Annotated in this window: 12 protein-coding genes; 5 read left to right on the plus strand and 7 right to left on the minus strand. The window is 65.0% G+C overall.

Annotated elements, in window-relative coordinates:
* Nucleotides 1-5: 5 nt before the first annotated feature.
* On the minus strand, nt 6-1,298 hold the full coding sequence (locus Q9Q95_RS09555; protein WP_306096321.1) for an MFS transporter: 1,293 nt from the start codon (nt 1,296-1,298) through the stop codon (nt 6-8).
* 151 nt (nt 1,299-1,449) lie between these two features.
* Between Q9Q95_RS09555 and pgsA the strand changes: the two genes are divergently transcribed.
* From pgsA to Q9Q95_RS09570, 3 genes are read left to right on the plus strand one after another with little or no spacing between them, the layout of a single operon-like run.
* Nucleotides 1,450-2,004 carry a CDP-diacylglycerol--glycerol-3-phosphate 3-phosphatidyltransferase gene (gene pgsA, locus Q9Q95_RS09560; protein WP_306096323.1) on the plus strand — a complete coding sequence of 185 codons (555 nt, stop codon included), beginning with the start codon at nt 1,450-1,452 and terminating at the stop codon, nt 2,002-2,004.
* The gene (moaD, locus tag Q9Q95_RS09565; RefSeq protein ID WP_306096325.1) at nt 2,004-2,255 is read left to right on the plus strand and encodes a molybdopterin converting factor subunit 1; all 252 of its coding nucleotides are present in this window, start codon (nt 2,004-2,006) and stop codon (nt 2,253-2,255) included. The genes pgsA and moaD overlap by 1 nt, the downstream gene beginning before the upstream one ends.
* The gene (locus tag Q9Q95_RS09570) at nt 2,252-2,695 is read left to right on the plus strand and encodes a molybdenum cofactor biosynthesis protein MoaE (RefSeq protein WP_306096327.1); all 444 of its coding nucleotides are present in this window, start codon (nt 2,252-2,254) and stop codon (nt 2,693-2,695) included. The genes moaD and Q9Q95_RS09570 overlap by 4 nt, the downstream gene beginning before the upstream one ends.
* On the opposite strand, the gene Q9Q95_RS09575 is transcribed toward Q9Q95_RS09570, so the two are convergent.
* From Q9Q95_RS09575 to Q9Q95_RS09595, 5 genes are all read right to left on the minus strand, one after another.
* Entirely contained in the window at nt 2,692-3,687 is a 996-nt protein-coding gene (locus tag Q9Q95_RS09575) for a cupin-like domain-containing protein (protein ID WP_306096329.1), read from the minus strand. The two genes, Q9Q95_RS09570 and Q9Q95_RS09575, sit on opposite strands and share 4 nt — an antisense overlap.
* Nucleotides 3,688-3,706: 19 nt before the next feature.
* The gene (locus Q9Q95_RS09580) at nt 3,707-4,606 is read right to left on the minus strand and encodes a hydrogen peroxide-inducible genes activator (protein WP_306096331.1); all 900 of its coding nucleotides are present in this window, start codon (nt 4,604-4,606) and stop codon (nt 3,707-3,709) included.
* Nucleotides 4,607-4,800: 194 nt separating this feature from the next.
* Nucleotides 4,801-6,381 carry an alkyl hydroperoxide reductase subunit F gene (ahpF, locus tag Q9Q95_RS09585; RefSeq protein WP_306096333.1) on the minus strand — a complete coding sequence of 527 codons (1,581 nt, stop codon included), beginning with the start codon at nt 6,379-6,381 and terminating at the stop codon, nt 4,801-4,803.
* Nucleotides 6,382-6,616: 235 nt separating this feature from the next.
* Complete coding sequence (ahpC, locus tag Q9Q95_RS09590; protein WP_306096334.1) at nt 6,617-7,180, minus strand: alkyl hydroperoxide reductase subunit C; 564 nt, start codon at nt 7,178-7,180, stop codon at nt 6,617-6,619.
* Between the two features lie 237 nt (nt 7,181-7,417).
* Nucleotides 7,418-8,176: a sulfite exporter TauE/SafE family protein gene (locus Q9Q95_RS09595; RefSeq protein WP_306096336.1), complete on the minus strand. Its 759-nt coding sequence runs from the start codon at nt 8,174-8,176 to the stop codon at nt 7,418-7,420.
* 156 nt (nt 8,177-8,332) lie between these two features.
* Between Q9Q95_RS09595 and epsC the strand changes: the two genes are divergently transcribed.
* Together epsC and Q9Q95_RS09605 are read left to right on the plus strand one after the other, a co-directional pair.
* The gene (gene epsC / locus Q9Q95_RS09600) at nt 8,333-9,025 is read left to right on the plus strand and encodes a serine O-acetyltransferase EpsC (protein WP_306096337.1); all 693 of its coding nucleotides are present in this window, start codon (nt 8,333-8,335) and stop codon (nt 9,023-9,025) included.
* On the plus strand, nt 9,025-9,363 hold the full coding sequence (locus tag Q9Q95_RS09605) for a DUF2794 domain-containing protein (RefSeq protein WP_306096339.1): 339 nt from the start codon (nt 9,025-9,027) through the stop codon (nt 9,361-9,363). Before epsC ends, Q9Q95_RS09605 begins: the two co-directional genes overlap by 1 nt.
* An 89-nt stretch (nt 9,364-9,452) precedes the next feature.
* On the opposite strand, the gene Q9Q95_RS09610 is transcribed toward Q9Q95_RS09605, so the two are convergent.
* The coding region (locus tag Q9Q95_RS09610) for a hypothetical protein (protein ID WP_306096341.1) at nt 9,453-9,688 on the minus strand (236 nt) is incomplete at its 5' end.

The following is a 9,688-nucleotide window of genomic DNA, read 5'->3' on the forward strand; positions in this document are numbered from 1 at the left end:
TTCACTCAGGGAATCGGATCGAGCCCGTGGGGCAGGTCCTCGGCCTTGTAGAGGCGCCACGCGCACCAGGCCGAGGCGAGGCAGAGCAGGAACACGATCCAGATCGCATGGACCACGTCGACGCCCGGGATGTTGGTGAAGCCGAGGATGCCGACCGATCCGGCGACCATCGCGCCTGAGTTGACGATGTTGTTGGCCGCCACCGTGCGCGAGGTCTGCGACTTGTCGACCGTAGTGGTCAGGAAGGCGTAAAGCGGCACCACGAACATGCCCCCGGTGATCGCGATCATGCCGAGATCGAACAGCACGCGCCACGCATCGGGCAGTGCGAGGAAGTTGGCGGTCTTGAGCAGCGGCCCGTCGCTCACTGGAAAATAGCTCGCCGCGAAGAAGAAATCGACGACGAACAGCGACATCGCCAGCACCGAGGCAGTGGCATATTTGGCCGAGACATGCCCTTTGAGCATGCGGTTGATGATCACCGATCCGATTGCGATGCCCACGGAGAAGATGGCGAGAAACACGCTCGCGACGTCCTTCTGCGCGTGGAAAACGTTCTTGACCAGCGGCGGGAACAGCACGCCGAGCACCGCCGCGATGGTCCAGAACACGCTGATCGCAACGATCGCGAGATAGAGCCGCGGGATGTGCATCGTCGCGCCGATCAGCCGGGCCGAGGCGCGGAAGATGTTGTAGTCGAGCTTCAATTTGGTCAGCGGCGGTGCCGGCGGGATCCTGAGCGAGGCGAACCAGCCGATCAAGGCGACGCCGACCACCGCAAAGGCGGCGAAGGTCGGGCTGATCAGCCCGCCGGCGATCGTGCCGCACAGGATCGCGATATAGGTGCCCGCCTCGACCAGCCCGGTACCGCCCAGAACCTCGTCCTCGTTCAGGTGCTGGGGCAGCACGGCATATTTGATCGGCCCGAAAAAGGTCGAATGCACGCCCATGCCGACGAGCGCGACCAGCATCAGCGGCAGGCTCTTGATGAAGATGCCCAGCGATCCGACCAGCATGATCAGCACTTCGGCGGCCTTGATGATCCGCATGATCTTCGCCTTGTCGTAGCTGTCGGCGAGCTGGCCGGCGAGTGCGGAGAAGAGGAAGAAGGGCAGAATGAAGATCCCGGTGGCGATCGCACTGAACCGGGTTTCCTCCTCCACCGAGTTGAAGATCTGGTAGGTCGCGAAGAATATCATCGCGTTCTTGAAGAGGTTGTCGTTGAAGGCGCCGAGGAATTGCGTGACGAACAACGGCAAGAAGCGGCGCTCCTTCATCAACCCGAGCGCACCGATCATATCGTACCATGTCCTTGAAGCGCGAGGAGCGAGCCCCGCCGAACGACGGGCCCGCATAGCCGAGCCGGACGGAACGTATCAACCGCCATGTGCGTCCCACCATGATGAAGACTGTTTCGGCGGCCGCACGACCGATGCTAGGGGAGGCGCGATGCTGACGTTGCCCAACATCCTGACGCTCTCGCGTATCGTCACGGTGCCGCTGCTCGCGGCCTTCCTGTGGTGGCCGGAATGGCGGACCGGCTATGCGGTTGCCTTCGCGATTTACTGCCTGATGGGCATCACCGATTATTTCGACGGCTATCTGGCGCGCGCGCAGGGTACCGTCTCGAAGCTCGGGGTGTTCCTCGATCCGATCGCCGACAAGATCATGATCGCCGCGGTGATCCTGATGCTGGTGGGGAAGGGCGTGATCGCCGATTATCACCTGATCGCCGCATTGATCATCCTGCTGCGCGAGATCACCGTATCGGGGCTGCGCGAGTTCCTCGCCCAGCTCCAGGTGTCGGTGCCGGTGTCGCAGCTGGCCAAGTGGAAGACGACGCTCCAGCTCGTCGCGTTCGGCGCCTTGATCCTCGGCCAGGCGGTGCCGCAATATTCGTGGGTGGCGCTGCTCGGGCTGGTCACCCTGTGGGGCGCTGCGGTGCTGACTGCGATCACCGGCTGGGACTATCTGCGAGTCGGCCTCAAGCACATGGATACGTGATGGACCTGCTCTATTTCGCCTGGGTGCGCGAGCGCATCGGGACCGGACAGGAGCAGCTCGACCCGCCCGAGGCGGTGCGCAATGTCGCCGATCTGATCGGCTGGCTCGCCACTCTGAGCCCCGGTCATGCCGAGGCGATGCGCGAACCGGAGCGGCTGCGCGCGGCGATCGACCAGAAGTTCGTGCCGCTCGATGCATTGCTGGGCGATGCGCGCGAAGTGGCGCTGTTCCCGCCGGTGACCGGCGGATGATCCGCGTCTCGGTCGATTCCGCGCCGATCGAGCTGGCGGTCGAGGTCGCGGCACTCGAGGAACGCGGGGCGGGAGGCGTCGCCACTTTCACGGGGGTCGTGCGCGGCGACGACGGGATCACCGCGCTCGAGCTCGAACATTATCCGGGCATGACCGAGCAGGCGCTGATTGCGTTAGCCGAGGATGCGACCGAGCGCTGGTCGCTGCTCGGCGTGACGATGGTCCACCGCGTCGGCGTGATGGTCCCTGGCGAGCGCATCGTCTTCGTCGGCACCGCCGCGCATCACCGCCGCGAGGCGCTCGATGCCTGCGCCTGGCTGATCGACCGGCTCAAGACCGACGCACCGTTCTGGAAGCGCGAGCGACTGGGCGACGATGCCCGCTGGGTCGAGGCGCGGGAGAGCGATGCCGCCGCAGCGGCGCGCTGGAATGTCGACTAGCCCTTCCGCGCGAGCATCTGCGCGAGTTGCGCGCGCAACGCGCGGACCTGTTCGGGCGACGCGTGGCCGAGCAATCCCTGCATCTCGTGCGGCAGATGCGCCATCGGATCGCCGTGCGCGCGGAACACGAAATGGTCGAACATCCCCGCCCATGCCGCGCGTTGCTCCTCGGGCAATTCGCGCAAGGCGAGCAGGGCATGGACGAAGCAGTCGAGCGGCGCGAGCACCGCGCCTTGCGCTTCGCTCCACCAATAATTGACCAGCACATTGAGCGCGTCGAGCGAGCGCACATGGTGCCACCACATATACGGGATGTAGAGCGCGTCGCCCGGCGCCAGTTCGGCGATCTGCGCCACGGCCATTGCCTCGGCAAAGCGCGGGAAGCGTTCGAGATCGGGCGCGTCGAAATCGACGAGGCTGATCGGCGCGCCGGCAGGCGTCGATTCGTACGGCCCGACATAGAGGTTGCGCACCTGATCGGGCGGAAACAGCGTGAAGCGCCGCCTCCCGGCGACCACGCACGCGAGATTGCTCAATGCGTCATAATGGCAGGCGACGATCACCCGGCTGCCGATCCACATGCGTGGCTCGACGGTATCGTCGACCAGCGCCAGCCGGTTCTCGGCGGCGAAAGCGGGCAGGATCTGGGGGAGGATCAGCGCCTGCGCCGCCAGCGCGGATTCGCTGCCTTGCTCGAGCTTGTCGACCAGCGCGCCGAGCGTGGCGGCGCGCTTCTGAAAGTTCATCACCCCGAAATGGTCGCCATAGAAGAAGCGTCCGCCGGCAGAAGGCGCGCCGATCAGCACCTCGCAATTCGCCGACAGGTCGAACCCGCGCAGATAGGAGCCGATCGATTCCGCCTGCACTGCCGGCCAGTCGGCAACCGCCCCGCGCAGCACTGCCGGTTGCCCGATCGGCATGATCTCTTCGCGAAAGCGCGTCTTGTCGACATCGCGCCATTCGCGGACGGGGCGCGGGATGGGAAGAGTCATCGTCGGAGGATAAAGCTGCTCAGGCGGCGTCCGCCAGCACTTTCGCGAGCAACCGGAAGTCGCGTTCGCGTGGGCTAGCCTTGCGCCACACCAGAGCGATGTGCCGCGATGCGTTCTCGGCATCGAGCGGCCGTGCCGTCACCCGGGTATGCTCGAGGATCCCGGCGTCGACCGCCATCTGCGGCAGCATCGTCACGCCGAGGCCGTTGTCGACCATCTGCACCATGGTATGGAGCGAAGTCCCCAGCATCGTCGCCTCGGCGCGCAGTTCGGGCCGGTTGCACGCCGCCAGCGCATGATCCTTCAGGCAATGCCCGTCCTCGAGCATCAGCAGCCGGTTGGCGTCGATATCGGCGGGGCGGATCGTCGGGGTCGGATCCATCTCGCCTTCGGGAAAGGCGACGAACAGCCGATCGTCGAACAGGCGTTCCGCCTCGACCTCGCCGCAGGCGAAGGGCAAGGCCAGCAGCACACAATCGGTGCGGCCATGGTTGAGTTGCTCGCACGCCTGCCCGCTGGTTTCCTCGCGCAGGAACAGCTTGAGGTCGGGATAGTCGCGGCGCAGCCGCGGCAGGATGCGCGGGAGCAGAAAAGGCGCGATCGTCGGGATCACGCTCATCCGCATTTCGCCCGAGAGCGGCCGCCCGGCCGCGCGCGCCAGATCACCGAGTTCGTCGGCCTCGCGCAGCACCCGCCGCGCCTTGTCGACGATCCGCTCGCCCAATGGCGTGAAGCGCACCACCCGGCGAGTCCGCTCGACCAGCACCACTCCGATCAGGGTCTCGAGTTCGCGGATGCCCGCGGACAGCGTGGATTGGGTGACGAAGCATGCCTCGGCGGCACGGCCGAAATGCCCGGCATCGCGTAGCGCGACGAGATATTGGAGCTGCTTGAGCGTCGGAAGGTAAGTCGCGGCCACTGATCGATCCGTTCGATTGAAGATGCGATATGGAGTGGCAGGAGCGATTAAGCTACCCCGTCACCCCGGCCGAAGTGCCGGGGTCCACTGCGCGGCCGGGTGAGACCCTAAAGCCCCTGGCTGCTCGTGGGCGGATCGGTGGACCCCGGCACAAGGCCGGGGTGACGGAGGAGGCGATTGCCCCCTCCGTGTCCTTACGCCGCCGCTTCGACTAATTCCTCGGCCGGCAGCCGGATCAGATAGTCGAACGCCGAAAGCGCGGCAGTCGATCCCGTGCCCATCGCAATGACGATCTGCTTGTACGGCACCGTCGTCGCATCGCCCGCAGCGAAGATGCCGCGCTGCGAGGTCTCGCCGCGCGCGTCGATCTCGATCTCGCCGCGGTTCGACAGCGCGACCGAATCCTTCAGCCACTCGGTGTTCGGCACCAGCCCGATCTGGACGAAGATGCCTTCCAGAGCGATTTCGTGCGACGTGCCATGGTTGCGGTCCTTGTAGACCAGCCCCGACACCTTCTCGCCGTCGCCCTGCACCTCGGTGGTCAGCGCCGAAGTGATCACCTTCACATTGGGCAGCGTCGCCAGCTTGCGCTGGAGCACCGCGTCGGCGCGCAGATCGCTGTCATATTCGATCAAAGTGACGTGCGCGACGATCCCCGCGAGATCGATCGCCGCCTCGACGCCCGAATTGCCGCCGCCGATCACCGCAACGCGCTTGCCCTTGAACAAAGGTCCGTCGCAGTGCGGGCAATAGGCCACGCCCCTGTTGCGATATTCGTCTTCGCCGGGGACGCCCATCTGGCGCCAGCGCGCGCCAGTCGACAGGATCACCGTCCGCGCCTTCAGCGACGCACCGTTTGCCAGCCGCACTTCGTGCAGGCCGCCCGCGGTCGGCGCCGGGATCAGCTTTTCGGCGCGCTGCAGGTTCATCACGTCGACGTCATAGTCCTTGACGTGCTGCTCGAGATGCGCGGCGAGCTTGGGTCCTTCGGTGTGCGGGACCGAGATGAAATTCTCGATCGCCATCGTGTCGAGCACCTGGCCGCCGAAGCGTTCGGCCGCCACGCCGACGCGGATGCCCTTGCGTGCCGCATAGATCGCCGCCGCGGCGCCGGCCGGGCCGCCGCCGACCACCAGCACGTCGAACGCGTCCTTGGTCTTGATCTTCTCGGCCGCGCGCGCCTCGGCGCCGCTGTCGATCTTCGCGACGATCTGCCCGAGCTCCATCCGGCCCTGGCCGAAGGGCTCGCCGTTGAGGAACACCGTCGGCACCGCCATCACCTTGCGGCTGTCGACTTCGTCCTTGAACAGCGCGCCGTCGATCGCGACGTGCTTGATCCGCGGGTTGAGCACCGCCATCAGATTGAGCGCCTGCACCACGTCGGGGCAATTCTGGCACGACAGCGAGAAATAGGTCTCGAATTCATAGTCGCCGTCGAGGTCCTTGACCTGATCGATCAGCTCCTGCGCCGCGCGCGAAGGGTGTCCGCCGACCTGCAGCAGCGCCAGCACCAGCGACGTGAATTCATGCCCCATCGGCAGGCCCGCGAAGCGCACCCCGATATCGGTCCCGGCGCGGCGGATCATGAAGCTCGGTTTGCGCGCATCGTCCTTGCGGATGACCGAAATGTCGTCCGACAGCGCCGCGATGTCGTTCAGCAGCCGCTCGAGCTCGCCCGACTTGGCGTCGTCGCCCAGGCTGGCGACGAGCTCGATCGGCTGCCTGATGTTGACCAGATAGGTCTTGAGCTGCTGCGTCAGATTGGCATCGAGCATGGGGGAACTCCACTAAGCATTCATTGATTCGAACTGAGCAAACGGTGCTCCTGCGAAAACAGGAGCCCAGGGTCGCAAGCCCTGTTGCCTGTAACTCTGGGCTCCTGCTTTCGCAGGAGCACCATTCCGCTTGGTCGCGGACCAGGTCAGGCTCTCATGAAAACGGCCCGGGATGGTGAACCACCCCGGGCCGAATCGGCGCCCCCACAGGGGGGAGGGGAGGGGCGCCTTAGGGTTAGATCTTGCCGACGAGGTCGAGCGAGGGCGCGAGCGTCTCTTCGCCCTCTTCCCACTTGGCCGGGCAGACTTCGCCCGGATGCGCGGCGATGTACTGCGCGGCCTTGATCTTGCGCAGAAGCTCGGCGGCGTTGCGGCCGACGCCTTCGCTGGTGATCTCGACCAGCTGGATCACGCCCTCGGGATCGACGACGAAGGTGCCGCGGTCCGCAAGGCCCTGGCCTTCACGCAGCACCTGGAAATTGGTGCTGAGCTTGTGATTCTGGTCGCCGAGCATGAAATAATCGATCTTGCCGATCGCCGGCGAGGTATCGTGCCACGCCTTGTGGCTGAAATGCGTGTCGGTCGACACCGAATAGACCTCGACGCCCATCTTCTGGAGCTGCGGATAGATGTCGGCGAGGTCCTCGAGCTCGGTCGGACACACGAACGTGAAATCCGCCGGGTAGAAGAAGAACACGGCCCATTTGCCGCGGGTGTCGGCGTCGGTGACCTCGACGAACTTGCCCTGCTTATAGGCCTGCGCGGTGAACGGCAAAATCGTGCTTCCGATGAGCGCCATGCGTAATTTCCTCCAAAGGCGGTGTGTTGCGATGCGGGATATAGGCGCGCTGCACTAGCGTTCCAAATGGGAAGCCTCACTTGCGCTGATCGATTGCGTCACTCAATCCGGGTGGATTAATCGAGCAAGCATCTAAGCCCGCTTCAACGCATTACGTGCGCATATTTGCAAATATGCAGCCCGATGTCTGCGGAGCACGTAGCTCCGTATTCTCATTTTGCGGCGCAGTGAAAAAATCTACCGCAGTGCGAGATAGAGATTGTAGACGCTGGTTAGCGTCAGCACCACGCCGACCATCAGCATCAGCGTCTTGGGCTCGACCCTTTTGGCCAGCCGCGCGCCGAGCGGCGCCGCGATCACGCCGCCGATCAGCAATCCGATCGTCGCGACCGTGAACGCCTCGAGCCCGAGCTGGGTGATGAAGGTCGCCGAGATCGTGGCGGTCACGAAGAACTCGGCGGTGTTGACCGTGCCGATCGTCATCCGCGGGCTCGATCCCTGGACCAGCAGATTGCTGGTCACCACCGGACCCCAGCCGCCGCCGCCGGCCGCGTCGAGGAAGCCGCCGGCCAGCCCGAGCGGCTCGACGATCTTGGGACTGCGCTCGTGCGGCGGATAATGGCGGCTGCGCCACAGCAGATAGAGGCCGATCGCCGTCAGATAAGCGAGGATGAACGGTTTGGCATCCTTGGCCTCGATATTGCTCAGCACATAGGCGCCCAGCGCCCCACCGATCACGCCGGGGACGGCGATACGCAGAAACAGCTTCCAGTTGACGTTCTTGTGGATCGCATGGCTGATCCCCGAGACCGCGGTGGTGAAGGTCTCCACCGTATGGACTCCCGCCGAAGCCATCGCCGGGGGTACGCCGAGGCTCAGCAGCAGCGTATTGGAGATCACGCCGAATGCCATGCCCAGGGCGCCGTCTACCATCTGCGCGGCGAAGCCTACGGCGATGAAGGGAAGCAGCGCCGTGAGGTCAATTCCGAAGATCATCCGCGCCCTTCACATCCCGTTGGACGCGCAGGAATGCCGTGCCCGTCGAATTCCCACAAGATACATCGTGTTTAGACCGGCCAAGCCGCGCGAGGGGCCGTTCTGGAAATCGGGCGCGCAGTGCATTAAATAAGCGCGACAAAAGGGGAACCGGCCATGTTCCGTCGTCTGAAGGCCTATCTGGATTCGATTCACGCGCGCGATCCCGCGCCGCGCAGCCGTGCCGAAATTCTGCTCTACCCGGGCGTCTGGGCAGTCTTCTATCACCGCATCGCGCACCGTCTGTTCAAGGGCGGCTGGTTCTTCCTCGCCCGTGCGGTCAATCACTGGTCGCGCTGGATGACCGCGATCGACATCCATCCCGGTGCCACGATCGGCCGCAATTTCTTCATCGACCATGGCTTCGTCGTGATCGGCGAGACTGCCGAGATCGGCGACAACGTCACCATGTACCAATGCGTGACGCTCGGTGGGACCAGCCCCGACAACGGCGTGGCCGGCAAGCGCCATCCGACTATCCTCGACGGGGTGATCATCGGCTCGGGCGCACAGGTGCTCGGCCCGATCACCGTCGGCGAGCGCTCGCGGATCGGCGCCAATGCGGTGGTCACCAAGGATGTGCCCGAGGGCGCGGTGATGGTCGGCATCCCCGCCAAGGCGACTCTCGTCGAGGCTGCGACCTGGCAGAAGGATTTCGTCCCTTACGGCACGCCGTGCAGCGAGATCTTCGATCCGGCGACGCAGAAGCTCGAAATCATGCGCTGCGAGCTCGAGACCCTGCGCAAGCGTCTCGACGCGATGATCGCGGGGGAAGCCGATAGCAAAGCGGGGCGCCGCGACCGCGCCTGATGGGAACCGTCACCCCTTTGCCCCTCGGCCGCCCGTCGCAGGTCGGCTTCGAGCGTCTCGAACTGACGCGCATCCTCGATCTCTACGGCCGCATGGTCGCGGCGGGGCATTGGAAGGACTATGCGATCCAGTTCGACGGCGACGCCGCGATGTTCGCCGCCTTCCGCCGCACCGCCGAGCGCCCCGAATACCGGATCGAGAAGCGTCCGGCGCTGCGCAATCGCCAGGGCATGTGGGCATTGGTCAACGAGGCCGGCATGATCCTCAAGCGCGGCCATGAGTTGGGCCCGGTGCTCGCCCCGGTCGAACGGCGGCTGATGAAGCTGGTCGGCGAGTAGGGCGCGCCGAAACGATCCTCCGTGGTTGGCGATCATTCCGCGATACGCCCGTCGGTCCGCGGCGCTAATTCCGCTGATCCGCTATGCCGTCAGACGATGTGCCAGCTCAGCGAGGTCTGCGAATTGGTGTAGCCGGCACCGATATCGTCGTCGACGCCGTCCATAAACCACATGAAGGTCGCGCCGTTGTCGTGGCGCCAGAGGATGTCGGACTTGCCGTCGCCATTATAGTCGCCGACGTCCTCGACGTGCCAGACGTTGGAGGTCTGCGAGACGGTGTTGCCGCCGCCGATGAGGCTCCTGCCGTCCATCAGCGAGATCCGCG

The sequence above is a fragment of the Sphingomonas sp. DG1-23 genome (assembly GCF_030730875.1).
Taxonomy (GTDB): domain Bacteria; phylum Pseudomonadota; class Alphaproteobacteria; order Sphingomonadales; family Sphingomonadaceae; genus Sphingomonas.